The organism is Micromonospora sp. NBC_00858, assembly GCF_045207365.1.
Taxonomy (GTDB): Bacteria; Actinomycetota; Actinomycetes; order Mycobacteriales; family Micromonosporaceae; genus Micromonospora.
Map to the genome: position 1 here is coordinate 1,732,503 of NZ_CP108828.1, position 25,872 is coordinate 1,758,374.

The 25,872-nt window shown below is 72.2% G+C and carries 23 protein-coding genes; 7 read left to right on the top strand and 16 right to left on the bottom strand.

Features of this window, described 5'->3' with window-relative positions:
• The first annotated feature begins 39 nt into the window (after positions 1–39).
• From OG990_RS08170 to OG990_RS08180, 3 genes are all read left to right on the top strand, one after another.
• The gene (locus OG990_RS08170) at positions 40–1,188 is read left to right on the top strand and encodes an acyl-CoA dehydrogenase family protein (RefSeq protein ID WP_406079629.1); all 1,149 of its coding nucleotides are present in this window, start codon (positions 40–42) and stop codon (positions 1,186–1,188) included.
• Between the two features lie 480 nt (positions 1,189–1,668).
• Positions 1,669–2,967 carry a PHB depolymerase family esterase gene (locus OG990_RS08175; protein ID WP_406079631.1) on the top strand — a complete coding sequence of 433 codons (1,299 nt, stop codon included), beginning with the start codon at positions 1,669–1,671 and terminating at the stop codon, positions 2,965–2,967.
• A 36-nt stretch (positions 2,968–3,003) separates the two neighbouring features.
• Positions 3,004–4,374: an endo-1,4-beta-xylanase gene (locus OG990_RS08180; protein ID WP_406079633.1), complete on the top strand. Its 1,371-nt coding sequence runs from the start codon at positions 3,004–3,006 to the stop codon at positions 4,372–4,374.
• 111 nt (positions 4,375–4,485) lie between these two features.
• Here OG990_RS08180 and OG990_RS08185 read toward each other — a convergent pair whose 3' ends face one another.
• The 8 genes from OG990_RS08185 to OG990_RS08220 form a co-directional block, all read right to left on the bottom strand.
• On the bottom strand, positions 4,486–5,928 hold the full coding sequence (locus tag OG990_RS08185; RefSeq protein WP_406079634.1) for a hypothetical protein: 1,443 nt from the start codon (positions 5,926–5,928) through the stop codon (positions 4,486–4,488).
• 20 nt (positions 5,929–5,948) lie between these two features.
• Positions 5,949–6,506, bottom strand: coding sequence for a DUF3558 family protein (locus tag OG990_RS08190; protein WP_406079635.1), 558 nt, complete (start codon positions 6,504–6,506; stop codon positions 5,949–5,951).
• A 14-nt stretch (positions 6,507–6,520) separates the two neighbouring features.
• Positions 6,521–6,787, bottom strand: coding sequence for a hypothetical protein (locus OG990_RS08195; RefSeq protein WP_355612963.1), 267 nt, complete (start codon positions 6,785–6,787; stop codon positions 6,521–6,523).
• A 46-nt stretch (positions 6,788–6,833) separates the two neighbouring features.
• The gene (locus OG990_RS08200) at positions 6,834–9,584 is read right to left on the bottom strand and encodes an AAA family ATPase (protein ID WP_406079637.1); all 2,751 of its coding nucleotides are present in this window, start codon (positions 9,582–9,584) and stop codon (positions 6,834–6,836) included.
• Between the two features lie 65 nt (positions 9,585–9,649).
• A complete protein-coding gene (locus tag OG990_RS08205; protein WP_406079638.1) occupies positions 9,650–9,805 on the bottom strand; it encodes a hypothetical protein in 156 nt (51 codons plus the stop codon).
• Positions 9,806–9,878: 73 nt separating this feature from the next.
• Positions 9,879–11,282, bottom strand: coding sequence for a Si-specific NAD(P)(+) transhydrogenase (gene sthA, locus OG990_RS08210; RefSeq protein WP_328415887.1), 1,404 nt, complete (start codon positions 11,280–11,282; stop codon positions 9,879–9,881).
• Between the two features lie 57 nt (positions 11,283–11,339).
• The gene (locus OG990_RS08215) at positions 11,340–11,978 is read right to left on the bottom strand and encodes a response regulator transcription factor (protein ID WP_328415888.1); all 639 of its coding nucleotides are present in this window, start codon (positions 11,976–11,978) and stop codon (positions 11,340–11,342) included.
• Positions 11,975–13,177, bottom strand: a complete 1,203-nt coding sequence (locus tag OG990_RS08220) for a sensor histidine kinase (RefSeq protein WP_406079639.1) — start codon at positions 13,175–13,177, stop codon at positions 11,975–11,977. The genes OG990_RS08215 and OG990_RS08220 overlap by 4 nt, the downstream gene beginning before the upstream one ends.
• A gap of 147 nt (positions 13,178–13,324) precedes the next feature.
• Between OG990_RS08220 and OG990_RS08225 the strand changes: the two genes are divergently transcribed.
• Positions 13,325–14,083, top strand: a complete 759-nt coding sequence (locus tag OG990_RS08225; RefSeq protein WP_386982579.1) for an ABC transporter ATP-binding protein — start codon at positions 13,325–13,327, stop codon at positions 14,081–14,083.
• 11 nt (positions 14,084–14,094) lie between these two features.
• The gene (locus OG990_RS08230) at positions 14,095–16,620 is read left to right on the top strand and encodes an ABC transporter permease (RefSeq protein WP_406079641.1); all 2,526 of its coding nucleotides are present in this window, start codon (positions 14,095–14,097) and stop codon (positions 16,618–16,620) included.
• Positions 16,621–16,714: 94 nt separating this feature from the next.
• Here the strand turns inward: OG990_RS08230 and OG990_RS08235 are convergent, their stop codons facing one another.
• A complete protein-coding gene (locus OG990_RS08235; RefSeq protein WP_328415895.1) occupies positions 16,715–17,137 on the bottom strand; it encodes a DUF2000 domain-containing protein in 423 nt (140 codons plus the stop codon).
• A 50-nt stretch (positions 17,138–17,187) separates the two neighbouring features.
• Between OG990_RS08235 and OG990_RS08240 the strand changes: the two genes are divergently transcribed.
• Entirely contained in the window at positions 17,188–18,045 is an 858-nt protein-coding gene (locus tag OG990_RS08240; RefSeq protein ID WP_406079642.1) for an AraC family transcriptional regulator, read from the top strand.
• A gap of 114 nt (positions 18,046–18,159) precedes the next feature.
• Entirely contained in the window at positions 18,160–18,981 is an 822-nt protein-coding gene (locus OG990_RS08245) for an alpha/beta hydrolase (RefSeq protein WP_328415898.1), read from the top strand.
• A gap of 16 nt (positions 18,982–18,997) precedes the next feature.
• Here OG990_RS08245 and OG990_RS08250 read toward each other — a convergent pair whose 3' ends face one another.
• From OG990_RS08250 to OG990_RS08280, 7 genes are all read right to left on the bottom strand, one after another.
• Positions 18,998–19,831, bottom strand: coding sequence for a helix-turn-helix transcriptional regulator (locus OG990_RS08250; RefSeq protein ID WP_328415900.1), 834 nt, complete (start codon positions 19,829–19,831; stop codon positions 18,998–19,000).
• A gap of 304 nt (positions 19,832–20,135) precedes the next feature.
• Entirely contained in the window at positions 20,136–21,560 is a 1,425-nt protein-coding gene (locus OG990_RS08255; protein ID WP_406079644.1) for an aldehyde dehydrogenase family protein, read from the bottom strand.
• 84 nt (positions 21,561–21,644) lie between these two features.
• Positions 21,645–22,610: a zinc-binding alcohol dehydrogenase family protein gene (locus tag OG990_RS08260; protein WP_406079645.1), complete on the bottom strand. Its 966-nt coding sequence runs from the start codon at positions 22,608–22,610 to the stop codon at positions 21,645–21,647.
• A complete protein-coding gene (locus OG990_RS08265; RefSeq protein ID WP_328415906.1) occupies positions 22,607–22,969 on the bottom strand; it encodes a hypothetical protein in 363 nt (120 codons plus the stop codon). Before OG990_RS08265 ends, OG990_RS08260 begins: the two co-directional genes overlap by 4 nt.
• The gene (locus tag OG990_RS08270) at positions 22,966–23,832 is read right to left on the bottom strand and encodes an extradiol ring-cleavage dioxygenase (protein ID WP_328415908.1); all 867 of its coding nucleotides are present in this window, start codon (positions 23,830–23,832) and stop codon (positions 22,966–22,968) included. The genes OG990_RS08265 and OG990_RS08270 overlap by 4 nt, the downstream gene beginning before the upstream one ends.
• Before the next feature lie 25 nt (positions 23,833–23,857).
• Positions 23,858–24,628 carry a citryl-CoA lyase gene (locus tag OG990_RS08275; protein ID WP_406079646.1) on the bottom strand — a complete coding sequence of 257 codons (771 nt, stop codon included), beginning with the start codon at positions 24,626–24,628 and terminating at the stop codon, positions 23,858–23,860.
• On the bottom strand, positions 24,613–25,749 hold the full coding sequence (locus tag OG990_RS08280) for a CaiB/BaiF CoA transferase family protein (RefSeq protein ID WP_406079647.1): 1,137 nt from the start codon (positions 25,747–25,749) through the stop codon (positions 24,613–24,615). The genes OG990_RS08275 and OG990_RS08280 overlap by 16 nt, the downstream gene beginning before the upstream one ends.
• Positions 25,750–25,872 lie beyond the last annotated feature (123 nt).

Genomic DNA, 25,872 nt, shown 5'->3' on the forward strand with positions numbered 1-25,872 from the left:
CGCTGGACGCGGAAAACTATCACCGCTAGTTTATCCGTCATGGAGCTCACCCTTTCCGCCGAGCAGGCGGCAGTCCGTCAGCTCGCCGCCGAGTTCGCCGACCGGGAGCTGATGCCGCACGCGGCGGCCTGGGATCGCCGCGAGTCGGTCGATCCGACCGTCGTTGGCATGCTCGGCGACCTGGGCTTTCTGGGGCTGACCATCGCCGAGTCCGACGGCGGTTCCGGGGGCGACCACCTCGCGTACTGCCTCATCCTGGAAGAGCTCGGCCGGGGAGACTCGGCCGTGCGCGGCATCGTGTCGGTCTCACTCGGCCTGGTCGCGAAGTCGATCGCCGCGCACGGGTCGGTCGAGCAGCGGGCCGAGTGGCTGCCCCGGCTCTGCTCCGGCGCCGTTCTCGGTTGCTTCGCGCTGACCGAACCGGACAGCGGCTCGGACGCGGCCGCCCTGCGGACCCGCGCGGTACGCGACGGCACCGACTGGCTGCTCACCGGCACGAAGACGTTCATCACCAATGGCACCACCGCCGACGTGGCGCTGGTCTTCGCCCGCACCGGTGGCCCAGGGCACCGGGGCATCACGGCGTTCCTGGTGCCGACCGGCAGCCCCGGGCTGACCCGGCGGGAGATCCACGGCAAGCTCGGCCTGCGCGGGCAGGCCACCGGGGAGCTGCGCTTCGACGAGGTACGGGTGCCCGACGCGGCCCGCCTCGGCGCGGAGGGCGCCGGGTTCCGCCTGGCGCTGGCCACCCTGGCCAAGGGCCGGATGTCGGTCGCCGCCGGTTGCGTCGGCATCGCCCAGGGTTGCCTCGACGCGGCGGTCGGCTACGCCGGGCAGCGGACCCAGTTCGGCAAGCCGATCGCCGGTCACCAGCTCGTCCAGCAACTGCTCGCCGGCATCGCGGTGGACACCAACGCGGCCCGGCTGCTGGTGTGGCAGGTGGCCGACCTGATCGACCGCGGCCAGCCGTTCGCCACCGAGGCGTCGATGGCCAAGCTCTTCGCGAGCGAGGCCGCCGTCCGGTCGGCCAACAACGCGGTCCAGGTCTTCGGGGGGTACGGCTACATCGACGAGTATCCGGTCGGCAAGTACCTGCGCGACGCCCGGGTCGCCACCCTCTACGAGGGCACCAGCCAGATCCAGCAGCTCCTCATCGGACGCGCGCTCACCGGCGTCAACGCCTTCTAGCCGCCCCCGGCGTGTCGCGTCGGGGTGGCCCGGACACGAAAGAGCGTGATGACTCTGCGGTATTTTAATGCCTCAGAGTCATCACGCTCTGAGCGGTGACATCGACCCGGTGGGTCAGGCGACGATGGTGCCGAGGGCGGGCATGCCGCTGTCCGGATCAGCCCACGCCGGAGCACTGAGCCGAGCCACCGGTTGGGCCATGGAGATCGTCGAACTCGTGGAAGCGGACGATCCGACCGGGAGCGGAGCAACCATCGACTATCGGGAATGTTTCGGTAACACGTCCCCGCCGGTGTCCGGTGAACACGGTCGATGCGCAGGCTGCCGCCCGGTCCGGGCGGCGAAAGGTTTCCGGAAGTCTTGACAATCGAGCATCCTCGATTGAAGCTGACACAGTCACGCGAGCCGCGGTCAGGGTCGGGCGAAGGGCAGTCCTCGATCTACTCCCCTTCCATGCGCCACTCTCCCCAGGAATCGCGAATGAGACTGAAGAGAAGAATGCTTGGCGCCCTCATGGCGACCGTGACGCTGGCCGCTGCCGCGTTGGCGTTCGCCGCGCCAGCCTCGGCGGCCACGTTGACCGAGGTGACAGGCTTCGGCAGCAACCCCACCAACCTGCGGATGCACCTGTACGTCCCGGACCGGGTGGCGTCCCGGCCGGCGATCCTGCTCGCCCTGCACTACTGCACCGGCTCGGGTCCGGCGTACCACTCCGGCACGCAGTACGCGTCCCTCGCGGACCGGTACGGGTTCATCGTGATCTACCCGTCGGTGACCCGCAGCAGCCTCTGCTGGGACGTGTCCTCGCCGCAGGCACTGCGCCGGGGCGGTGGCAGCGACCCGGTCGGGCTCATGTCGATGGTCGACCACGTGCGACAGCGGTACGCCGCCGACCCGGACCGGATCTTCGCCACCGGCACCTCGTCCGGGGCGATGATGACGAACGTCATGCTGGGCGTCTACCCGGACGTGTTCACGGCGGGCGCGTCCTTCGCCGGGGTGCCGTTCGGCTGCTTCGCCACCGGCGGCAGCTCGGAGTGGAACAGCGAGTGCGCGAACGGGCAGCTCATCAGGACCCCGCAGCAGTGGGGGGACCTGGTGCGCGAGGCGTACCCGGGCTACACCGGCCGGCGACCACGGATGCAGATCTGGCACGGCACCAACGATGAGACGCTGCGCTACCCGAACTTCGGCGAGCAGGTCAAGCAGTGGACCAACGTGCACGGGCTGAGCCAGACCCCGACGTACACCGACTCACCGCAGGCCGGCTACAACCGGACCCGGTACGGGAGCAGCGGCGGCACGGCTCCGGTCGAGGCGATCAGCATGCAGGGCGTCTCGCACAACCTGCCGGTCGACGCCGCGCAGGTGCTCCGCTTCTTCGGGCTGGACGGCGCCACCCCGCCGCCGACGACCCCGCCGCCCACGACCCCGCCGCCCACCACTCCGCCCCCGACCGGGGGTGCCTGCCGGATCGGGTACGCGGTCAACGCCTGGAACACCGGACTCACCGCGAGCGTCACCATCACCAACACCGGTGCGGCGCCGGTGAACGGATGGGCGCTGACCTTCACGCTGCCCACCGGTCAGCGGATCACCAACGGCTGGAACGCGCAGTACTCCCCGGCGAGCGGCGCGGTGACCGCCCGCAACGTCTCCTACAACGCCGCCATCGCGCCGAACGCGTCGGTCGACATCGGCTTCCAGGCCACCCACGAGGGCGGCACCGGAAAACCGTCGTCCTTCGCCCTGAACGGCGTCGCCTGTTCGACCTCCTGACCCCCCGACACCACCACCCAGAACTGGAGTTGCACGATGCGAAACCCGCAATGGAAGGCGGCATCACGAGCCGCCATCGCGCTGACCGGGGTGGCTGCCCTCGCCGCCGGCATGGCGATGCTCCTGGCGGCTCCCGCCGCCGCCGGCACCACGCTCGGTGCGTCCGCCGCCGAGCAGGGTCGGTACTTCGGCACGGCGGTGGCCGCGAACAAGCTGAGCGACAGCGCCTACACCACGATCCTGAACCGTGAGTTCAACTCGGTGACGCCCGAGAACGAGATGAAGATCGATGCGACCGAGCCGCAGCAGGGTCAGTTCAGCTACGGCGCTGCCGACCAGATCGTCAACCACGCGCGCAGCCGAGGGATGAGCGTGCGCGGTCACACCCTGGCCTGGCACTCGCAGCAGCCGGGCTGGATGCAGAACATGAGTGGCAGCGCGCTGCGGCAGGCGATGCTCAACCACGTCACCCAGGTGGCGACCCACTTCCGGGGTCAGGTCGTGGCGTGGGACGTGGTGAACGAGGCGTTCGCCGACGGCAGCTCGGGTGCCCGGCGTGACTCCAACCTTCAGCGGACCGGCAACGACTGGATCGAGGCGGCGTTCCGGGCCGCCCGGGCCGCCGATCCCGCCGCGAAGCTCTGCTACAACGACTACAACACCGACGACTGGTCGCATGCCAAGACCCAGGCCGTGTACACGATGGTGCGGGACTTCAAGCAGCGCGGCGTGCCCATCGACTGCGTTGGCCTCCAGTCGCACTTCAACAGCGGCTCGCCGTACCCGAGCAACTACCGCACCACGTTGTCCAGCTTCGCGGCGCTCGGCGTCGACGTGCAGATCACCGAGCTGGACATCGAGGGGGCCTCCGCGGCCACGTACCGCAGTGTCGTTCAGGACTGTCTCGCCGTGCCCCGCTGCAACGGCATCACCGTCTGGGGCATCCGGGACAGCGATTCGTGGCGGGCTTCGCAGAACCCGTTGCTGTTCACCAGCGGCGGCGCCAAGAAGCCGGCGTACGACGCGGTGCTCGCCGGGCTCAACAACGGGACGACCCCGCCGCCGACCACTCCGCCCCCGACCACTCCGCCGCCCACGACCCCGCCCCCGGGGCCTGGTGGCTGCACCGCGACGGTGTCGGTGAACCAGTGGACGGGTGGCTTCGTGGGGACGGTGCGGGTGACCGCCGGATCGTCGGCCCTCAACTCCTGGGCGGTGACGATCACGTTGCCGACGGGCGCGACGGTCACCAACGCCTGGAACGCCAACCGCAGCGGTGACACCGGCACCACGCGCTGGACGAACGTGGCCTACAACGGCCGGGTCGGCGCCGGTCAGTCCACCGAGTTCGGCTTCCAGGCCAATGGCACCGCCGGCAGCCTGACCCCGACCTGCACGGCAGGCTGACGCCACACCGGACGGTGTGGAGGGTGCCCCGAACCCTCCACACCGTCCGACCCGGAACCGGGCACGCCCGGCCCTGGCCGCGGCGCCCCCCACTGCGCTCAGCCAGGGCCGTCAGGCCCGGCAGATCTTGACGTCCGGCTGGATGTCCAGCTTGTTGAACACGTTGTCCACCCGACCGATGCCCGACTTCGCCTCGATCGACCCGGCGTTGATCAGTTCGAGGAAGGCGTTGACCGCCTTCACCAGACCGGCGGGGATGCTGTAGCCGACGCCGTAGTCCAGGAACAGGCCGAGCTGGGTGCTGCGGCACAGCTCGATCGGCGCGCCCAGGGCGGAGCCGACGGTCAGCCCCACCGTGGCGGTCACCGTGGCATACAGGCCGGCGGTGAAGCCGAAGGCGCCCAGACCGGCTCGGAAGGCTGCCTGGTAATGGACGATGATGCCGCTGACTCCGACCGACGGGCCGTAGATGGAGTCGGTGATGCTGTTGCGGACGGTCAGGTTCCAGGGTTTCGTGACGCCGAAGGCGCCGTCGGCGTAGCCGAACCCGAGGGAGCCGCCCAGCGACCATTCGCCAGCCGCCTTGATGTTGCCGTCCTTGGCGCTGAACGCCGTCTGCACCCCGACAAGCTGGTTGGCGGTGATGGAGAACGGGACGCCGAGGATCTCGCCGACCGGCACGCTGAAGTCCAGCGGGATCGGAATGCGTTTGTTGACGTTCCGCCCCGCGTCGGTGGCACCCGCGATCTCGATCCGCAGCCCGGCCATACCGCCGATCTGCAGTTCCGCCCGACGGATCGCGCCACCCCGGATCTCCAGGTGGAACCGGGCCGTCGGGTCCTTCATCAGCAGCGTCACCGTGCCGACGATGCGGATACCGCCGCCGTCGTAGCTGAACCGCGCGCCGACTCCGCTCGCGCAGCAGATCGGGGTGACCGCGAACCCGTCGATCCGCTGCTCACCCGCGCCGGCCGCCGGCCGAATCGCGCTCTGCCGCCCAGTGCCGGCCGCCATCCCGACCACCGGCGTCACCGAGCCGCCGCCCCCGCCGGCCTCGCCGTCGTACTCGGCCCAGAACGGCGTGCCCGCGTCGTACCGGGTCGGATTGTCCAGGGAGACCGGCCGGTCACCGGCGAAGGTGCCGTCGCGGATCACCTGCGTGATGTCCACCGGTCCCAGGGTCACCGCCAGGTCCTCCCCGTCGCGGCGTACATCGAGCACCCGCCCGACCGCCCGACCGGTGAGGAACATGACCCTGCCCCGGGCGAGCCGGTCGGCACCGCTGGCGGCGGGATCGATGCGCCAGGTGAGCGCATCCTCGGAGAGCCCGCGCACCGATCCACCGCCGCCGCCCACGAACACCACGTCGGGTTGATAGGTCACGTCCGGATTGGGCGCGGGCGCCGCACCGTACCGCTGGTCACCGCCGGTGCCACCGGCCGGCGGACCGGGCGGCGTCGGGTCCGCTGCACCCCGATCGCAGGCCGCCGGGAGCAACAGGGTCACCGCGAGCAGCGCCACCATCGCGCGGTGCCGCCGGGATCCGGGTGCCATCACGTCCCCTCCGCCGCGGGTCACAGCCGGCCGGCGGTCGTACGGGCCAGGGTCTCCAGGGCCGCGCGGTACCTGGCTGGGTCATCGGTGCGGACGAGTCGGATGGAGACCCACACCCCGCCCTTGCTGACGAAGACGGTGCCGTCCTCGGCGTACGCCTCGTCGCCCGCACCGCTGATCGGGGTCAGCTCGTGCCCGAGTTCGCGTTCGATGTCGAGGAACTTCTTCGCGCCGGGGCCGACGAACACCTCGACCTGGGCGGTCGGACCGCTGACCGGGCCGGTGTAGGTGCAGGTGTCCCGGTCCGGCGCCGGCTTCTCCAGTGGTTCCTCCAGCGGGGTGCCGGCCAGCTTCTCAGCCTCCTGCTTGGACACCAGGGCGCAGGCGTCGACGGCCGGCGCGGCAGGCGACTCCTCCGCCGGGGCAGCGTCCGACGGGTCGCCGCCGGACGTGGCCGTGACGCTCTGCCCGGCGTCGGCCACCGGGGCGGCCGGACCATCGTCCGCTCCGCCGCAGGCGACCAGCGGGATGAGCAGCAGTGAGCACCACACGGGTGCGATCAGACGGCGCACAGTCATGCTTCCCTCGCTGGTCAGGGGAGTTCCGGATTGGTGGGGGCGGTCCCGGGTGGATGGATCCACCGAGCCGGGATCAGGCGGTCGACCCGCCATGCGGCGGCTGCGGCGGCCGCGGCCACCACCTCCGCGTTGGGGCCTTCGACCAGCGCGATCACGACGTCGTCGGTCGGTAGCCGGACGGCGGCGACCAGCCGACAGTCTGGGGTGCCGAACGCTGGCGCCGCCCCGTCCGTGTCGGGGGAGCGGTCGTACTGCTCCAGTGCGAACAGGTAGCCGGCCATGACCTGAGGCTAGGTCGCAGCCGGTGGCGAGGAATCGGGCGTTTCCCTACGCTTGCGCGTCGGCCCTGCTCATCGCGGCACCCAGCTCGGCGCGGGTGGAGATGCTGAGCTTGCGGTAGATCCGAGCCAGGTTCGCCTCGACGGTCTTCGGGCTGATGAACAGCTCGTCGGCGATGGCCCGGTTGGTCCGCCCGCGCGCCGCGAGCTGGGCCACCCGCTCCTCGGTGGCGGTGAGGTGCCGGGGTGTCGGTGGGCGGCCACCGACGCGAGCCAACTCCGCCCGGGCCCGGTCCGCGAACGCCGCCGCGCCGATCGCGGTGAACTCCGCGAGCGCTCCCTCCAACGCCTGCCGGGCCGGCAGCTTGCGGCGGGACCTGCGGTGCACGATCCCGGCCACGAGCAGGCAGCGGGCGCGGTCCAACGGCAGCACATCCGGTGGTACGGCGTCCCGCGCCACCGTCAGCGCGTCGAGCGCCTCGCCGGGGTCGACGCCGGTGGCGCTGTCCAACAGCGCGCGGGCCCGGGCGGAGCCGAGCGTCGTCCAGGGACGCGGCAGCCGGCGGTGTCGGGCTGTCAGACGCTCCAGCACGGCCGCCGCCCGGTCGAGATCGCCCACCGCGACGCACGCCTCGATCCAGTCCGGCTCGAACCGCATGGCGAGTGGCTCCACCAGACCGTTGGCGTCGATGGTCGCGGCCAGGCTGGTGTACGCGGACGCGGCCTCCTCCATCCGGCCGGCGGAGAGGGCCACGAACCCGGCCAACTGCTGGTGGATCCGTCGGCACCAGTCGTCGTCCAACTCGTCGGCGAGCCGCAGGCCGGACTCGGCCACCCGGGTCGCCTCGGCCAGTCGTCCCCGGTGCGCGTCGAGCAGCCCGGCCAGCCAGGTCTCACCGACGAGGCCGGTGCCGAGCTGGTCACCGAGTTCCCGAGCCGCGGTGATGTGCCGTTCGGCCTCGTCCCACCGCCCGGCCAGCAATTCGGCCTCCCCGAGGTGGGAGAGCAGCTCGTGTTGCAGCGGCTCGTCGCCCCGGGCCTCGGCGCGGCCGAGCATCCGGTGCAGCCGCCGCCGGGCCCGCTCCGCGTCGTCGATCGACTTCCACCAGATCGCGGGCACCGTGCTCGCCAGCCAGGCCGGTTCGTCACCCTCCAAGGTGAGGGCCCGGTCCAACAGGTCGGTACGCGGCGCCTGGCCGAGCCGTACCTCCTGGAAGAAGAGCAGAACCAGGGCGGCGGCGAGCAGGTCGTGGTCGTCGTGGCGTCCGTCCAGCAGCGTGGCGGCGGCCTCGGCGTGCTCCCGGGCCGCTTCCGTCCGGTCGTCGAAGACGGCGAGGTGGGCGTGGATGCGCCCGGCCAGCGCCGAGTCGGGTCGGGCCGCCGCCAGCGCCCGGGTGCCGTTGTCCACCGCCACCCGGGCTGCCTCACCGCCAGACCAGGCGACGACGGCGCGCAGCAGCAGCGACTCCGCCTGGACGTCGCCGTCGAACTCCGACGCGACCGCCTCGGCCGCCTGGCGGGCCGCCGGGAAGTCGCCACTGTCGAATCGGCAGCGGGCCGCCGCGAGTCGCCGGTGGCCCAGGCGTACCCGGTCGTCGGCCGGGGTGAGCTGGCCGGCGCGGTCGTGCAGCTCCGCGGCGAGGTCGGGTGCGCCCCGGCTGTGCCACCGCGCGGCTGCGGCGGCGAGGGTATCCGCGACCACCGGGTCCGGGTCCGTCGCGCAGAGCGCGAGGTGTCGGGCCCGCTCGTCCGGATCGGTGAGCAGGTCGGCGAGCTGCCGGTGCAGCCGGCGGCGGACTCCCGGCGGGATGCCGGCCCGGACGGCGGCCGCGTACACCGGATGGGTGAAGCGCACGCCGGTCGGCGTCACGACGATCAGCCCGGCCTCCTCGGGCGCGTCCAGCGCGGCGGCGGACACCTCCGCCGCCGCCAGGTCGGCCAGGGTGGGTACGGTCAGCAGCGCGGCCAGTCGCACCGCGGCGCGGCTGGCCAGGGGCAGCCCGGCGAGGACGTCCGCGAGCAGGTGGTGCATGGACGCGGCCACCGGCAGGTCGTCACCGGGTGCGGGTTGGCGCGGCAGGCGTTGTACCGCCCGGACCACCTCGATGGCCAGCAGCGGGTTGCCGTCGGCCTCCCGGGCCACTCGGACGAGCATCGGCCGGCTGAGCGTGGCGCCGAGCTGATCGCGCAGGACGTGGTGCAGCGCGCCGACGTCGAGCGGGGGCACCTCGACACGGCCGACCGGGTCGCCGTGGCGGCCCTCGTCGAGCCCGAGGGGTACGTCCTCGGGCGCACCCGGGCCGCGTCGGCGGCTCACCAGGGTGGCCAGGCCGGTCACGCGGCGCAGCGCGTACCGCAACGCGCGTTCGCTGGGCCGGTCCAGCCAGGGCGCGTCGTCCACCGCGACGAGCACCGCCGGGTGGGTCTTCGCCGCCGTCGCGGCTTCCAGCAGCGACCGGGTGGCCGCTCCGACCACCCGCACGTCGACCGCCTCGTGGGCGTCGCCGGAGAGGAGCACCACCTCGGCCGCGACCCGCTGTGGCCGGGGCAGCGCGGCGACCCGGTCGGCGAGCGGGCGGAGCAGGTCGGCCAGGGCCGCGTACGGAAGCTCGGATTCGGCCTCGGTGGGCGCGCAACTCAGCACCAGCCAACCCGCCTGCGCGGCCTGCGCGACCAGCGCCCGCCACAACTCGGTCTTGCCGATGCCGACGGGCCCCTCCAACAGCACCGGCCCGGGTTGGCTCAGCAGCTGCCAGGCACGGTCGAACACCTCGTCCCGCCCGACGATGGCGCGTCGCATGGACGAATTCTGGCAGCCGACCAGGACGGCCGGACATCCCGCCAACGGGTGACCGGGTGCGGCCGTCAGTCGCCGGAGTATCCCCAGAAGTAGATCTCCTCGGGTCGGCCCTGCACGTCGTGCAGGACCGCACAGCGGCCGAACCAGCTCCGCTCGGCCAGATCCTTGATGATTCCCAGATGCTCGCGTGCGACGACGTAGCTCCACCCGGATGCGCCCACGACTGCCTCTTTCTCCCACGCTGCAACAGTGTCGGCACCCTAGCGAAAACCACCGACACGCGTTGGCGATGTGTCAGCCGTCGATGCGGGTGATGTTGCGGATCTTGTTGGACGCGTCCAGGGCGGCCACCTTGTACGCCTCGGCGAGCGTCGGGTAGTTGAACACCGCGTCGACCAGGTAGTCGATCGTGCCGCCGCAGCCGATCACCGCCTGCCCGATATGGACGATCTCGGTGGCGGCGGTACCGAACACGTGCACGCCGAGCAGCCGACCGTCGTCGGGGGAGACGAGCAGTTTCAGCATGCCGTACGAGTCACCCACGATCTGACCACGGGCCAGCTCGCGATAGCGCGCGATACCCACCTCGAACGGCGTCGAGGCGTCGGTGAGCTGTGCCTCGGTCTGCCCGACGAAGCTGATCTCCGGGATCGTGTAGATGCCGATCGGCTGCAGGCCGTGCATCTCCCGGACCGGCTCGCCGCAGGCGTGCTGGGCGGCCAGCCGGCCCTGCTCCATCGAGGTGGACGCGAGCGCCGGGAAGCCGATCACGTCACCGACCGCGTAGATGTTGTCCACCGAGGTGCGGTAGTTGGCGTCGACCGTGATCCGGCCGCGTCTGTCCGCCTGCAGCCCGGCCAACTCCAGCGCCAGGTCGTCGGTCTGGCCCTGCCGGCCGGCCGAGTACATGACGGTGTCCGCGACGATCTTCTTGCCGCTCTTCAGGATGCACAGCGCTGCCGTCTGGTGCTTCTCCACTGCGGCGACCTCCTCGCCGAAGCGGAACGCCACGGACAGGTCGCGCAGGTGGTACTTGAGCGACTCGACGACCTCCTCGTCGCAGAAGTCGAGCATCCGGTCGCGGCGTTCCACCACGGTCACCTTGGTGCCGAGCGCGGCGAACATGGACGCGTACTCCATGCCGATCACGCCGGCACCGACCACGACCATGCTGCGGGGTACGGCCTGGAGGTTGATGACGCCGTCGGAGTCCACAATGGTCCGGTCGTCGAAGTCGACGCTGTCCGGGCGGGCCGGGCGGGTGCCCGCGGCGATGATGATTTTGTCGAAGGTCACCTTGGACTCGCGCCCGGAGCCGCCGTCGACCCAGATCGCGTGGGCGTCGGCGAACCGGCCAGTCCCGGTGATCATCGCGACCCGGTTGCGGGCGAGCTGGTTGCGGATGACGTCGGTCTGCCGGGTGATCACGTGCTGGGTGCGGGCGGCCAGGTCGCTGACCGTGATCTCTTCCTTGACCCGGTAGCTGCTGCCGTAGAGGTCCCGCTGGCTCAGCCCGGTCAGATAGAGCACCGCCTCGCGCAGCGTCTTGGAGGGGACGGTGCCGGTGTTGATGCACACCCCACCGATCATGTCGCGGCGGTCCACGATGCCGACCCGCCTGCCGAGCTTGGCGGCCGCGATCGCAGCCTTCTGACCACTGGGTCCGGAGCCCAGCACCAACAGGTCGTAGTCATACACGAGCGTTAGCGTCGCAAGATGTCGCGGCCCGCGCCAGACCCGGCTTCGGCGGGCCCGCTAGCCGACGAGGCGGCGTTCCCAGGCCCAGGCGGCGATCTCGACGCGGTTGCGGGCCGGGAGCTTCGTCTGCACGCTGGCCAGGTGGGTCTTGACCGTGCCGACGGCGATGAAGAGCTGGGTGGCGATCTCGGCGTTGGTCAGGCCCCGGGCGACGAGTTTCACGACGTCGAGTTCCCGGGGGGACAGGCCGGCGTGGTCCCGCGCCGGAGCGGGCGGGCTGAGGTGTTCCAGCAGCCGTACGGTGATGGACGGGCTGATCAACGCGTCGCCGGACACGGCCGCGCGGACCGCCTCCACGAGCAGCGCCGGGCCGGAGTCCTTGAGCAGGAAGCCGCAGGCGCCGTTGGACAGCGCGGTGTGCACGTACTCGTCGAGGTCGAAGGTCGTGACCACCACGACCCTGACCGGGTCGGTGACGCCGGGCCCGGCGAGCAGCCGCAGCGCTTCGAGGCCGTCGAGGCGGGGCATCCGGATGTCCAGCAGCACCACGTCCGGTCGCAGGCGCCGGGCCAGCTCGACCGCGACGACCCCGTCGGCGGCCTCGCCGACCACCTCCATGTCCGATTGCGCCCCGATGATCATGCCGAAGCCGGTCCGGACCATCGCCTGGTCGTCGGCGATCAGTACCCGGATCACCGGACCACCGCCGGGCGCAGCGGCAGCGCCGCGTCGAGCACCCAACCGCCGGCGACGCCGGGCCCGGCGGTGATCGTGCCGCCTAGGGCACGTACCCGCTCACTGAGGCCGATCAGGCCGAAGCCGTGCCCCCGGGCCGGCGCGGTGCGCGGGGTCGCGCCGTCGTCGGCGACCCGGACCAGCAGCCAGTCCGGGGTACGGCGCACGGACACGTCCACCGACCGGGCGTCCGGGGCGTGCTGGCGAGTGTTGGTCAGCCCCTCCATCACCACCCGGTACGCCGAGGTCGAGACCTCCACCGGCAGCCCGTCCAGCGGCCCGTCGACGTGCAGCCGGGCCGGCGCGTTCGTCGTGCCGTTGTGGCCCTCCAGCAACGGTGCCAGGTCGGCCACGCCGGCCAGTGGGGCCAGCGGCGCGTCCGGCGGGGCGTCCGGATTGCGCAGGACGCCGACCATCCGCCGCATCGAGGCCATCGTCTCGGCGCCGGCGCGCTCGATCTGCTCCAGAGCGACGATCACCCGCTGCGGGTCCTGCTCGGCAATGAACCGGGCTCCCTGCGCCTGCACCACGATGCCGGTCACGTGGTGGGCGATGAAATCGTGCAGGTCGCGGGCGAACTCGGCGCGCTGTTCGGCCCGGACCAGCGCGATCGTCCGTTCCCGTCCGGCGGCGACCACGCGCAGGTAGATCCCGACCGCGGCGGCGCCGACCGCGGCGAGTGCCTGGAGCAGCCCGAAGATCACGTAGACGCTCTCGGCGCCGGCGCGCAGCGGCAGCGCGGCGGCGGCGAGCGCGGCGACCACCGCCGCCCACGGCGCGAGCCGGCGTGAGCCTCGCCGGGCCACCACGAAGACCACCGCCAACAGGCCGGCGGACTCCGCGAGACCCCAGGTGCCGCCGATGGGGCGGGTACCGGCCCCGGTGAGCACGACGACACCGGCGGTGACGGCGAGTGAGGTGGCGCCCAGCAGGAGCGCCGCCAGTGGCAACAGCCGGGAGCCCTGCCGGTGCACGGGCAGCCAGACCAGCGTGGCCGCCATCGCCAGCCCCACCCGCACCAGGAGGAGCAGGGCAAAGGCTGTGCCCATCCCCCGAAGCAGGCCGAACCGCAGGTCGAAGAGGCCGAGCAGGGCCATGGCTGCCAGGCCGGCGAGCTGGCCCAGGCGTATCCACCAATTCGAGAATCCCGGCGCGTTCATCGTGACCCAGCGTAGCCAGGTCGGCGGGTCGGCCGGATCGGCCGAAAGGCAGACCCGGCGCCCGTGATCCCGGACCGCGGGCCGATGCGGCCACCCACCCTCGCGGGCGAGGCTTCCCCGGTCACTGTCGCAGCCACTGGAGGAACCATGACAACGCACGCCCCGCCGGAGACCAGCCACGCCGCCGTCGCCGCGGTCGACCTGGTGAAGGTGTACGGCAGCGGCGACACCGCGGTCCGTGCCCTGGACGGGGTCTCGGTCGGCTTCGGCCGGGCCGAGTTCACCGCGATCATGGGGTCCTCCGGGTCCGGCAAGTCGACGCTGATGCACTGCCTCGCCGGTCTGGACACGGCCACCGCCGGCCGGGTCCTGCTCGGTGGCACGGAGCTCACGGGCCGGTCCGACCGGACGCTGACCCGGGTGCGCCGGGACCGGATCGGGTTCGTCTTCCAGTCGTTCAACCTGCTGCCGCAGCTCACCGCCGCGCAGAACATCACGCTGCCGCTGGATCTCGCCGGCCGGCAGCCCGACGGTGAACTCCTCGCGCACCTGGTCGACGTGCTGGGGCTCGGCCAGCGGCTGGGTCACCGGCCCAGCGAGCTCTCCGGCGGTCAGCAGCAGCGGGTGGCGCTGGCCCGGGCGCTGGTGTCGCGTCCGGAGGTGGTCTTCGCCGACGAGCCGACCGGCAACCTCGACTCCCGCTCCGGCGCGGAGGTGCTCACCATCCTGCGCGACTCGGTACGCGACCTCGGCCAGACGGTCGTCATGGTCACCCACGACCCGATCGCCGCCGCGTACGCCGACCGGGTGGTGCTGCTCGCCGACGGCCGGGTCGCCGGGGAGATCGACAAGCCGGACCAGGGCTCGGTCACCGACGCGCTGCGCGATCTGGCGGCCGGCGCATGAGGGCGACGGCGTTGCGGACCCAGGTGAGCGCGGCGGCACGTCGCCCCGGACGGCTGATCCTGACCGGTCTGGCCATCCTGGTCGCGTCGTTCGTCGTCTTCGGCACCGTGCTGGCCCAGCAGATCACCGAACGGACCACGCTGGACAACCTCAGCGGCACCCCCGCCGCCACCGACCTGGTGGTCGGCGATCCGGAGCAGCCGCCGCCGCCCAGCGTGGCGGCGTTGCAGCGCGTCCGCGCCGTGCCGGGCGTCGCCGAGGCGGTCGGCCGGCTGACCATCGGTGTCTCCCTCGGCGAGGGGTACCTCAACCTGCAGGCCGACCCCGGCACCGGCCCGCTGGCCAGGGTCCGGCTGGTCCAGGGCAGCTACCCGGACAGCCCCGGCGAGATCGCCGTCAGCCCGCGTACCGTCGAGCGGCTGGGGCTCTCGGTCGGCACCGTGACCAGCGGGACGGGCGGTGAGCTGACCACCCCCACCCGGCTCACCGTCACCGGCCTGGTCGAGACCCCCGACGACGGTGGCTTCAACGCGTACGCCCCGGACAGCGTGGTGACCGCGTGGGCCGGTCTGATCCCGCTGGAGCGGATCGATGTGCGGGTGGCCCCCGGCGCGTCGGCGGAGACGGTGCGGGGCCGGATGACCGCGACGCTGCCGGCCGACCTGCCGATCCGCACCGGTGACGAGGTCCGCCAGGCGGAGGCCGATGCGGAGGCCGAGCAGGTCGGGCGACTGTTCGCCCTGGTCGGCATGTTCGTCGCGGTGGCGGTCGTCGCCGCGGCGCTGGTGGTCACCTCGACCTTCCGCATCGTCTTCGCCCAGCGGATGCGGCAACTCGCGCTGTTGCGCGCGGTCGGCGCGAGCCGGGGCGCCCTGGTCGGGGCGCTGATCGCCGAGGGCGCCCTGACCGGGCTGGTCGCCGGAGGCGTCGGGGTCACCGCCGCTCTCGCGGCCGGGCACGCCCTCCCGGCGGTCCTGCGCGCCTCCGGAAAGGCGGTCTCGGCGCCGGGCCTGCCACTGGCCGCCGCGGTCTCGGTGGTGGTCGGCGCCGTCGTCCTCACCGTGCTGGCGGTCCTGGCGCCGGCGTTCTCCGCCGCCCGGGTCTCTCCGCTGGAGGCGCTGCGGGCGGCGAGCATCACCGCCGGCCGCCGCGGCGTCGGGGTGCTGCGCCTGGTGTCCGGGGGGCTACTGGCCACCGGCGCGGCACTGGCGTGCGCCGCGACGGTCAGCCGGTTGCCCGCGCCGGACCAGGAGTCCTACGACCCGATGCCGGGGCTGCTCCTGCTCGTCGGCTCCGGCACGCTGGCGTTCTTCGCGCTGGTGGCCCTCGGGCCGCTGTTGGTGCGCCCGGTGCTGGCCGTGGTGGGTTGGCCGCTGCGCCAGTTCGGGCCGCTCGGGCGGCTGGCGGTCGGCGGAATCGGAGGGACGCCGCGCCGCGCCGCCGCGGTCTCCGTGGTGGTCGCGCTCGGCGTGACCCTGATCTCCGGTGTCGTCATCGGCGGTGCGTCGATGCGGATCCTCGCCGACCGCGAGATGGCGCTCTCCGCTCCGACCGATTTCGAGGTCACCGCCAGCAACGGTGAAGCGCTACCGGCAGCCGTCGTGACGCGGGCCGAGGCGGCACGCGGCGCGTTGGCCCGGGTGGTGCCGTACCGGCGGATCGACGACGTCACGCTGATGAGCGGCGCCGACCGGCTCGGCAGTGCCGAGTCCGGCTACCCGACCATCGACCTCGACCTGCCGGCCCTGCCGAGCACCGAAGACCTGGACGCGGCGCAGGGCACGCTGGCCGACCGTGGCCCCGGCCGGATCGTGCTGGGCAGCTGGGTCGCCCGGGACGCCGGGCTGCGGGCCGGCGACAGCACCACGCTCGCCCTCGCCGGGAAGACGGTCGACGTACGCGTGGCCGCGGTCCTGCCCGACCACGGCCCCCTGCACGCGGGCATCGTCACCGACCGTGCCGACCTCGACCGGCTCGGCGTGCCGCCGGCGTTCAGCGGTCTGCTGGCCGACGCGGCCCGCCCCGGCGAGGACGGCCGTACCGCTGGTGTGCAGGCGCTGCGGCAGGCGATCGGCGGCAGTGACGGGGTTGGCCTCGCGGTGCTCGCCGACGAGCGGGACCGCCACGACGAGGTGCTGACCACCCTGCTCTGGATCGCCGTCGGCCTGGTCAGCCTGACCGTACTGATTGCGGTGGTCGGTGTGGGGTCCACGACCGCGCTCTCGGTGGTGGAGCGGGTACGCGAGTCCGGGCTGCTCCGCGCGGTCGGCCTGTCCCGGCCCGGCCTGCGCGGCATGCTGACCGTCGAGTCCGGTCTCTACGGGGTGATCGGTGCGACGATCGGCCTGCTGCTCGGCATTCCGTACGCCTGGTTGGCGGTGCAGGTCCTCGGGATCAACGCACCGCTGGCCTTGCCGGTGCTGCCGCTGGTCGGGCTCTTCGCGGCGCTGGTCGTGCTGACCGCGCTGGCCGGGGTGCTGCCGGCCCGGCGGGCCTCCCGGGTCAGCCCCGTGGAGGCGTTGGGGATGGACGGCTGAGCACCAGTGGCCCGGTGTCCGCGCTGGACACCGGGCCACTTTCGCGACTCGTCGCTGGCCCGGACCTGTGGCAGGAGGATGCCCGGCGGCCACGTCAGGGGTGCATGCTGGCGCCCTTGAACACCTTGTCCACCACGTTGCGCGGGGCGTGCAGCGCCAACCCGACCAGGTCGAGCTTCTCCCGGCCGACCGCCCGCACGGCGGCGCGGTTGTCCCGGTCGTTGCCGGTGGCGAACAGTTCCTGCGTGAAGATGGCCAGGCGTAGCCCACGGCCGAGCGCGCGCGAGTGCGCGGCGGTCAGCATGGCCCGCTCGCCGGCGAAGACCAGCACCGGCTGGCGGAACATCGGCAGGTAGCTGGTGTCGTCCGCGTCGCGGTACTCCTCGCCGAGCAACTCCGGCTCGGCGTTCGCGATGCCGCTGACCAGGAAGGCGGTGACGTTCAGCCGCTGCCAGCCCGCCAGGTCGTTGCGGAGCAGTACGGCGATCTTGGTGTTGAAGCGGATCGGTTCGGTCATGGACTCGAACCTGCCAGCCTCGGCACCGACTGGTCTTGTACGTTCTTAGCGTGGCCACCCGCCCGGCGGGCTCGCACGTCAGCGCGTGGCGACCCACGGTAGCCGGGGTCGCCGAGGTCTTCCACGCCCACTTCGTGGATCATGCGTACCCGCCGCACACCCACGACGTGTGGACTCTGTTGATCGTCGACGACGGTGCGGTCCGCTTCGACCTCGACCGGCACCGGCACGGCGCGCTGCGGACGTCGGTCACCCTGCTGCCGCCGCACGTGCCGCACGACGGCCGCTCCGCGACGCCGCACGGCTTCCGCAAGCGGGTCCTGTACCTCGACACCTCGGCGCTCGGTGTGGAGTTGGCCGGCCGGGCGGTCGACCGGCCGAACCTGGCCGATCCGCACCTGCGGCACCGGATCCACCACCTGCACCAGGTGCTCGCCGAACGGGGGGACGAGTTCGAGGCCGACAGTCGGCTCGCGCTCATCCTGGAACGGCTCCGCCGGCAGCTCCGCCAGCAGGCTCCGGCCAGCGGCCTGCCCGGCACACGCGGCCTCGCCGACCGACTGCGTGAGCTGCTGGACGCCCGGACCGTCGAGGGCGTCACGCTGCGCGAGGCCGCCGAGCTGCTGCACGCCCACCCAACCCACCTGGTCCGGACGTTCACCCACGTACACGGGCTGCCGCCGCACTCGTACCTGACCGGTCGCCGGGTCGAGCTCGCGCGCCGCCTGCTCCTCGCGGGGCAGCGTCCCGCCGAGGCCGCCGTCGGGGCGGGGTTCTTCGACCAGGCACATCTGACCCGCCACTTCCGGCGTCATCTGGGCGTCAGCCCGGCCCGCTACCCGGCCCCTCCGCGCCGACGTGAACAGCATTCGGGCGATGTGGCCCAGCCCTCCGGCGGCCGCACCTAGCATCGGGGAAGGACGCCCCGGACCGGTAGACGGTGTCCGCAGGCGCGGTGTCGGCACGGGGTGCCGGCCCCAGCCGTCCGTCCGATTCCCGCCCAATGACCAGGAGGCATCGGCATGAGCTATGTCAAGACGAAGGACGGCACCGACATCTACTACAAGGACTGGGGCGAGGGGCCGGTCGTCACCTTCTCCCACGGTTGGCCGCTGAGCGCCGACGCCTGGGACGGGCAGATGCTCTTCCTCGTCCAGAACGGGTTCCGGGTTGTCGCGCACGACCGTCGCGGGCACGGCCGGTCCAGCCAGGCCAGCGCCGGCAACGACATGAACGGGTACGCCGACGACCTGGCCGCGGTCATCGAGGCGCTGGACCTGCGGGACGTCAACCTGGTCGGTCACTCCACCGGCGGTGGTGAGGTGGCTCGCTACATCGGCCGGCACGGGACGGGACGGGTCGCGAAGGCCGTGCTCATCTCGGCCGTACCGCCGATCATGGTGCAGAGTGCGGACAACCCGGAAGGGCTGCCGATCAGCGTCTTCGACGACCTGCGGAGCCAGCTCTTCGCCGACCGGTCGCAGTTCTACCAGGACCTCGCCCAGATGTTCTACGGCGCCAACCGGCCCGGCGCGAAGGTGTCGAAGGGGATCCTCGACCAGTTCTGGCTGTGGAGCATGCAGTCCGGTCTGTGGAACGCGTACCAGAGCATCAAGGCGTTCTCCGAGACCGACTTCCGCGACGACCTGGCGAAGTTCGACATCCCGACGCTGGTGATGCACGGCGAGGACGACCAGATCGTGCCGGTCAAGGACTCGGCGCACAAGACCGCGAAGCTTGTCGCGAACGCCAAGGAGATCTACTACCCGGGCGCCCCGCACGGCATGACGTCCACCCTGCAGGACCAGGTCAACAAGGATCTGCTGGCGTTCCTTCGCGGCTGACCGGGCGGCCGGGGGATCAGGCGTACTGGGAGCCGATGACCGAGAGCAGCCGCAGCTTCTCGTCGCTCTCCGACCCGGGTACGGCGGTGAAGACCAGCAGCGTCTGGGACTGGTCGGGGTCCACCAGGGTCTGGCAGTGCAGCTCCAGCGGCCCCACCTCGGGGTGGACGAAGTGCTTCGGCGGGCAGTAGCCGGCCGGCACCGGGTGCTCCCGCCACAGGTCCGCGAACTCCGGGCTTGCGGCCAGCAGCGCGTCGACGATCGCCGCCGCTCGCGAGCCCCGGCCGTCGCGGGTGTACGCCGCGTGCAGGTGCGCCACGAGGAGTCGGCTCTGCGCCGCGTGGTCCTGCGCCGGGTGCAGCTGTCGGGTCTGTGGATCGGTGAACCAGCGGTGGTGCAGGCTGCGATCCAGCCCGGAGTGCCGGGTCTCGTCGCCGAGCAGGGCGATCGCCGGTGCGGTCTGCGCCAGCGTCTCGCCGAGGTGGTTGACCACCTGGGCGGGAGTGTCGTGGAGCCGGTCGAGGATCCGCATCATCCCTGGGTTGACGTGGTCGGCCCGGACCGTTCGGTGCGGGACGGCGTGCCCGGCGAGCTGGAACAGGTGGTCCCGCTCGGTCAGGGAGAGCCGCAGGCCCCGGGCCAGGGCGGCGAGCATCTGCTCGGAGGGATGTGGGCCCCGCTGCTGCTCCAGCCGGCTGTAGTAGTCGGTGGACATCCCGCTCAACGCGGCCACTTCCTCGCGTCGCAACCCTCCGGTACGTCGGCGCTGGCCCCGGGGCAGTCCCACGTCCTCGGGCTGCAGCGCCTCGCGTCGGGTACGCAGGAAGCTGGCGAGTTGGGCGCGGTCCACGGTGTCTCCGATCGGTGGGTGCCGGCGGGTGGACCGGCACGTTGAGTGCAACAGGCGAGCCCAGGCACGGTGTTCCGCCTCGCCGGGCACGGACACAAGGCCACAAACCGGATTCGCGACCCCTCGCGTCCCATATCCACCCACCGGATCCTTCGCAAGATCGCGCTCGATCCTGGATCCAGGGGTGTGACGGGGCGTACGAGGCCACTACATCCACGATCCAGCACGATCTTCACCGAAGCCCAGGATGCGCGGCGGCGGACGGCCCCGGCCCGACGGCGCGGGCCGGGGACGTCCGGCGCGGTCAACGCTGGATGGACTTGGTCTCCAGGAACTCCTCCAGGCCGAAGCGGCCGAACTCGCGGCCGTTGCCGGACTGCTTGTAGCCGCCGAACGGCGCGAGCGGGTTCCAGTGACCGGCGTTCACGTCGACCTGGCCCACCCGCAGCCGCCGGGCGACCGCCGTCGCGTGCTCGGGCTCGCCGAAGACGCCACTGGTCAGGCCGTACAGCGTGCCGTTGGCGATGGCCACGGCCTCCTCCTCGTCCGCGTACGGGATGATCGTCAGCACCGGGCCGAAGATCTCCTCCTGGGCGATGGCGGAGCGCGGGTCGACGTCGGCGAAGATCGTCGGCTGGACGTAGGCGCCCTTCGCCAGGCCCTCGGGCCGATCCGGGCCACCGAACACCAGCCGGGCGCCATCGGCGATGCCCCGCTCGATGTATCCGACGACCTTCTGCCGGTGGGCCTCGGAGGCCATCGGGCCGATCCGGGTGGCCTCGTCGGTCGGGTCGCCGACGGTGTACTGCTTCGCCGCCGCCACGGCCAGCGCCACGACCTCGTCCTGACGGGAGGCGGGCACCAGCATCCGCGGCCATGCGCCGCAGACCTGGCCACCATTGGTGAACGACATCATCAGGCCCCGGCTGACCGCCTCGGGCAGGTCGGCGTCGTCGAGGATGATGTTCGCGCCCTTGCCGCCCAACTCCAGCGCGACCCGCTTGACGGTCTCCGCGGCCACCGCGGCGATCCGCTTCCCGGCCCGGGTGGAGCCGGTGAAGGAGATCATGTCGATGTCCGGGTGGGCGGAGATGGCCTCGCCGACGATCGGGCCGGTGCCGTACACGACGTTGAACACGCCCGCCGGCACACCCGCCTCGGTCGCCACCTCGGCGAGGATCCGTGCGGTCAGCGGAGCGTTCTCGGACGGCTTGAGGACCACCGTGTTGCCCGCGAGCAGCGCCGGTGCCAGCTTGGAGACGACCTGCTGGAGCGGGAAGTTCCACGGCGTGATCGCACCGACCACGCCGATTGGCTCACGGACGATCAGCGAGGTGCCGATCTCCTCGGTCCAGGCGAAGTCCTCGGCCAGGCCGGCGACGGATTCGATGACCGCGGCCGGGAAGGCGACCTGGGCGGTCCGGGACATGGTGATCGGTGAGCCCATCTCGGTGGTGATCGCCCCGGCGATCTCCTCCTGGCGGGCGGTGAGGCCGGCGCCGAGGCGGCGCAGCACGTCCGCCCGCTGCTGCGGCGTGGTCGCCGCCCAGGCGGGGAAGGCGGCCCGAGCGGCGGCGACGGCGCGGTCGACGTCCGTGGCGGTGCCGGCCGGGGTCTCGGCGACCACGTCGCCGGTCGCCGGGTTCACGACGGGAAGGGTGCCGGCCGAGCCGGCGACGATCTCGCCACCGATCCAGTGACCGGTGACGGTGTAGGTGGCAGGTGTCATGGACCGACCGTGGCACCGGCGCCGAGCCCCAACCAGGTGCGGTTCATCCAGGGATTCACGATCCCTGGCTGGGGCCGGGCCTGGTCAGAGCGCGAGGACGAGGCGGCCGGCCGCCGTGCCGTTGTCCTGCCGGGACCAGGCGTCCGCGACCGAGGCGAACGGCACGGTCTCGTGGTCGACGGTAAGTCGACCGGCGGCCGCGTGCCCGGCCACCACGGCCAGCGACGCCGCCCGCTGCTCGGTCGACAGCGCGTTGTTGGTGTAGCCGATCATCCGCAACGATCCGCTGCGGAGAACGGCGGACTCGATTGGCGCGGTCGCGCCCGCGGCGCTGCCCAGGTTGACCAGGCGGCCAGCCGGGCGCAGCACCCGCAGCGCCGCCGCGGCCGGGACGCCGAAGACCGGATCGAGGACGAGGTCGACCGGACCGTCGGCGGCGTCGCGCAGCCGGTCGGCCAGGGACGCGACGTCGTCGTCCGGGAGCAGCGGGACGGAGACCGCGGCGCCGAGCTCCTCGGCCCGGGACCGCGCCGCGGCGGAACGGGTCACGGCGATCACCCGGCGCGCCCCGGAGAGCAGGGCCAGTTGGACGGCCGCCTGACCGACCACACCGCCGGCGCCGAGCACGATGACCTGTTCGCCGGCCGCGAGGCCGCCGGCGTGGGTCAGGGCTGCGTGTGCGGCGACGGCGGAGAGGCCGAGGGCGGCGAGCAGGGTCAGCGGTACGTCGGGCGGCAGCGCCACCACGTCGGCGGTGGGCACCGCGACCGTGGTCGCCATGCTGCCGTCGACCCCGGGCTTCATCCCGGCCGAGGTGCCGAACCAGACTCCGGTGCCGTCGGCGAGCCGGCCGACACCCTGCACGCCCGGCACGTACGGGGTGGCCGGCGTGCCGAAGTAGCTGGTCCCGCTGGCGCAGAGTACGTCGAGCGGGGTGATCGGCACCGCCTCGACCGTGATCGCCACCTCGCCGTCGGCCGGCACGGGGGCCGGTCGCTCGGCGATCGTCGGTGGCGTGCCGCAGGCGCTGAGCAGGGCCGCGCGGATCACGTCGCGATGTCCGGGTAGGGCAGCGCGAAGTGGGCCAGCCGCGCGCCGTAGGACTTCTGGTACTCCAGCGGCTCGGTGTTGTCCCGCTCGAAGACGGCGATGAAGAGGGTCAGGGTGAGGAACGGATGCGCCCCCAACTCGAACAGCTTCACATGGTCGTGGGTGGCCAGCGCCTCACGCTCGACGTCGTCGAGGCGCAGCCAGGTGCTCGCCTCGCCGCTGTGGGAGTTGAGCACGGTGTTGGCGCACTCGGCCTCCCACCAGGCCACCAGTTCGCGCGGCTCGCTCCGGTAGCGCTCGACCAGCTCTGGATCCCGGTCGACCATGTAGAGGAACTTGTTCAGCAGGTACTTGCTCATGCCGCCGGCGCTCCGTTCGGGTACCAGGTGAAGTACGCCTCCATGGTGTGGAACAGATCGAGGGTGTCGACGTGGTCGGCCTTCGCGCCGGCCCCGGCCACGCCCATCATGAGCATGAAGTCCATGAAGCCGTGGGTGGCGTTGCCGGGTGAGTGCAGGCTGTCCAGGGTGACCTCACGCAGGCACCCGTCGAGGTCGCCATTGGCGATCCACTCGACCGCCCGCTGGTCGAACTCCGGGTCCGGGCCGTGCGGGCCGAACTGCCGGGGCCCACCCAGTTCGAGCGAGAGGTGGCCGGTGCCGATGATGGCCACCCGCAGGTGCGACGGCCACGACTCGACGATCTCCCGGATCGCCGCGCCCAACTGGACGAAGCGCTTCGGCTGCGGCAGGGGCGGCGCGAAGATGTTCGTGTAGATCGGCACGATCGGCAGGTCGGCCTCGGGCCGCAACGTGATGATCGGGCAGGTGATGCTGTGGTCGATCCGCAGCTCGTTGCTGAACGCGAGGTCGAAGCCGGCGTCGAGACCCGCCCGCAGGATGTGCCCGGAGAGGTCCTCCTGGCCCTTGAGCAGCATCCGGGGCAGACCGAACTCGCGCTCCTCGTTGTACCAGTTGGCGTCGTAGCTGGGCGCCTTGCCGACCAGGAACTGCGGCATGTTGTCCAGCCAGAGCTGGTGGAAGTGGTCTGAGCCGACCATCACCAGCACGTCGGGCCTGGCCCGCGTCAACGTCTCACGGAAGGCCAGGATCTTGCTGGTCCACTCGTCGGCGAACGGGGGCCGGTCCTCGCCCGTGGCCGTGCTGGCCCGGTAGTAGAAGGGGTGGTGGGTGGAGGCGATGACCGCGACGACGGTTGCCATGCCACTCCTTTCGCTGGAGCAGGGATCAGGGTTCGTAGACGGCGTTGCGGTCCACGGTGCGGTAGATGTCCATGCCGAGCGGCCGGCGTCGCTCCTCGGCGAGGTGCCCGAGCAGCCCGGCCGCGCGGGCCAGCAGGGCGAAACCGCGCAGCATCTCGACGGGGAGACCGAGGTCGGCGAGCGCCGCGCCGCAGACGCCGGCGCCGTTGAGCGGCAGGGTACGGCCGAGCACCTGCGGGTGCACCCGTCCGATCGCTTCGAACAGCCGGAGGTGAGGGCCGTGCAGGCCCTCCTCGGTGGCGATCCGGATCAGTACGGGGGTGCGCGGGTCCTGCTCCTTGTGCACGGGGTGCCCGAGCCCGGGGACCAGCCGGCGCTCCTGCTTGGCCCGGGTGACGGCGTCGAGTGCCACCGCGTCGTAGTCGGTGACCTCGCCAGCATGCGCGAGCGTGTCGGCGAGGAAGCGTCCACAGTCCTCGGTGACGCCGAGGAAGCGGGAGCCACCGCCGAGCAGGCCCGCGGCGAGTGCGCCCTGCAGCGACTCGGGCGCGGACAGGTAGGTCAGCCGGGCCGCGATCGCCGTCGGGGTGAAGCCGTGGTCGGCGAGCGCCACCAGCACCGCCTCGAACACCCGTACCTCGCCCGGGGTGGGACGGCGGCCGGCGACCAGCCAGTACGCCAGCTCGCCGAAGCCGACCTTGCCCATCAGGTCGCTGGCCAGGTCCTGTCCGAGCAGCGAGATGGTGGTCGGGTCGGACGTGCCGATCCCGGTCGGGAAGCTCAGTTCTTCAGCCACGCGCGGATCTCCTCGCCGTGTTCGTCGAGCCCGGGCGGCGGCAGCTCGTACCGGGCCGGGGTGTCGGAGAAGGTGATGGGGTTGCGGACCCCCGGCACGTCACCGACGGCGACCACCGGGTCCAGCCCCAACTCCTGGGCGAGCGCCACGCCGCCGTCGATGGTGTTGATCGGCGCGCAGGGGACACCCGCGGCGAGCAGGTCCCGGAACCACTCGTCCTTGGTGCGCTTGGCGAGCCGTTCGACGAGCAGGGGCCGCAACTGCTCGCGATTGGCCGTGCGGTCCTGGTTGCGCCCGAAGCGCGGGTCGTCGGGGAGGGTGGGCAGGTCGAGCACCTGGCAGAGCTTGCGGAACTGCCCGTCGTTGCCGGCGATGACGATCAGTTCGCCGTCCGCGGTGGGCAGCGGCTCGTACGGGAAGAGGCTGGGGTGCGCGTTGCCCATCCGGAACGGGACGGTGCCGCCGGCGACGTAGCCGCTGGAGTGGTTGACCAGGCCGGACAGCGCGGAGCTGAGCAGGTTGACCTCGACGTGCTGACCCTGCCCGGTCGCGTCGCGGTGGTGCAGCGCGGCGAGGATGCCGATGCTCGCGTGCAGGCCGGCCATCACGTCGAAGACGGAGATGCCGGCCCGGTACGGCGAGCCGTCCGGGTCACCGGTGAGGCTCATCAGCCCGGAGATCGCCTGCACCATCAGGTCGTAGCCGGGGAAGTCCCTGCCGGCGCCGGTGCCGAACCCGCTGATGCTCGCGTACACGATCTTCTCGTTGCCGGCGGTGACGCTGTCGTAGTCGAGGCCGAACCGGGCGAGGCCGCCGGGCCGGAAGTTCTCGATCATCACGTCGGCGCGGCGGGCCAGTTCCTGTGCGGCCGCCAGGTCGTCCGGGTCCTTGAGGTCGAGGGCGATCGACCGCTTGTTGCGGTTGATGCCGAGGTAGTACGTCGAGACGCCGTCGCGGGTGGGCGGCATCCAGGTGCGGGTGTCGTCGCCACCGGGGCTCTCCACCTTGATCACCTGCGCGCCCAGGTCTGCGAGGAGCATCGTCGCGTACGGCCCGGCGAGGATCCGGGAGAAGTCCGCGACGAGCAGGCCGGCCAGCGGCCCCGTCGAATGCTGCACCATGTTTCCGCCCGTTCTGCGGACACCTGTCCGCCGAAACAGCTTGCGTCACCGCACGGGGCCTGTCAACGGCCGGTTCACCGCGCCGAAACATGCCCTTGACACGAATCGTGACCGGTACCACAC

Bases quoted from the DNA above. Each gene is read 5' to 3' on its own strand.
- OG990_RS08170 (WP_406079629.1), top strand. From the start codon at position 40: ATGGAGCTCACCCTTTCCGCCGAGCAGGCGGCAGTCCGTCAGCTCGCC.
- OG990_RS08175 (WP_406079631.1), top strand. From the start codon at position 1,669: ATGAGACTGAAGAGAAGAATGCTTGGCGCCCTCATGGCGACCGTGACG.
- OG990_RS08180 (WP_406079633.1), top strand. From the start codon at position 3,004: ATGCGAAACCCGCAATGGAAGGCGGCATCACGAGCCGCCATCGCGCTG.
- OG990_RS08185 (WP_406079634.1), bottom strand. From the start codon at position 5,928: ATGGCACCCGGATCCCGGCGGCACCGCGCGATGGTGGCGCTGCTCGCG.
- OG990_RS08190 (WP_406079635.1), bottom strand. From the start codon at position 6,506: ATGACTGTGCGCCGTCTGATCGCACCCGTGTGGTGCTCACTGCTGCTC.
- OG990_RS08195 (WP_355612963.1), bottom strand. From the start codon at position 6,787: ATGGCCGGCTACCTGTTCGCACTGGAGCAGTACGACCGCTCCCCCGAC.
- OG990_RS08200 (WP_406079637.1), bottom strand. From the start codon at position 9,584: ATGCGACGCGCCATCGTCGGGCGGGACGAGGTGTTCGACCGTGCCTGG.
- OG990_RS08220 (WP_406079639.1), bottom strand. From the start codon at position 13,177: ATGAACGCGCCGGGATTCTCGAATTGGTGGATACGCCTGGGCCAGCTC.
- OG990_RS08225 (WP_386982579.1), top strand. From the start codon at position 13,325: ATGACAACGCACGCCCCGCCGGAGACCAGCCACGCCGCCGTCGCCGCG.
- OG990_RS08235 (WP_328415895.1), bottom strand. From the start codon at position 17,137: ATGACCGAACCGATCCGCTTCAACACCAAGATCGCCGTACTGCTCCGC.
- OG990_RS08245 (WP_328415898.1), top strand. From the start codon at position 18,160: ATGAGCTATGTCAAGACGAAGGACGGCACCGACATCTACTACAAGGAC.
- OG990_RS08255 (WP_406079644.1), bottom strand. From the start codon at position 21,560: ATGACACCTGCCACCTACACCGTCACCGGTCACTGGATCGGTGGCGAG.
- OG990_RS08265 (WP_328415906.1), bottom strand. From the start codon at position 22,969: ATGAGCAAGTACCTGCTGAACAAGTTCCTCTACATGGTCGACCGGGAT.
- OG990_RS08270 (WP_328415908.1), bottom strand. From the start codon at position 23,832: ATGGCAACCGTCGTCGCGGTCATCGCCTCCACCCACCACCCCTTCTAC.
- OG990_RS08280 (WP_406079647.1), bottom strand. From the start codon at position 25,749: ATGGTGCAGCATTCGACGGGGCCGCTGGCCGGCCTGCTCGTCGCGGAC.